This window comes from Actinoplanes sp. KI2 (assembly GCF_025630775.1).
Lineage (GTDB): Bacteria > Actinomycetota > Actinomycetes > Mycobacteriales > Micromonosporaceae > Actinoplanes.
The window spans coordinates 1-325 of record NZ_JAOSZE010000178.1; the positions used below are offsets into that span (position 1 = coordinate 1).

Genomic DNA, 325 nt, shown 5'->3' on the forward strand with positions numbered 1-325 from the left:
GCTGAACGGCCGGCTGGACCTGAGCGCCTTCGAGGCCGCCTGGGCCGACGTGCTGGAACGCCACGAGAGCCTGCGGACGCGCTTCCCGGATGAGTCCGGTGTGGCCTATCAGGACATCCTGCCCGTCCGGGACGCCCGCGTTCCGCTGTCGGTGGAGCGGGTGTCGGCGTCTGAGTTGGCGGGGGTGCTGCAGGCGGCGGTGTTGTATCCGTTTGATCTGGGGTCGGAGTTGCCGGTTCGGGTGTCGGTGTTCGAGCTGGGTGGTGGCGAGTTTGTGGTGTTGGCGTTGATGCATCACATCGTCAGTGATGGGTGGTCGTTGGCA

At 66.5% G+C, this 325-nt stretch carries 1 protein-coding gene; it reads left to right on the plus strand.

The annotated features are described in order from the left end of the window. The coding region (locus ODJ79_RS46855; RefSeq protein ID WP_263030217.1) for a condensation domain-containing protein at positions 1-325 on the plus strand (325 nt) is incomplete at both ends.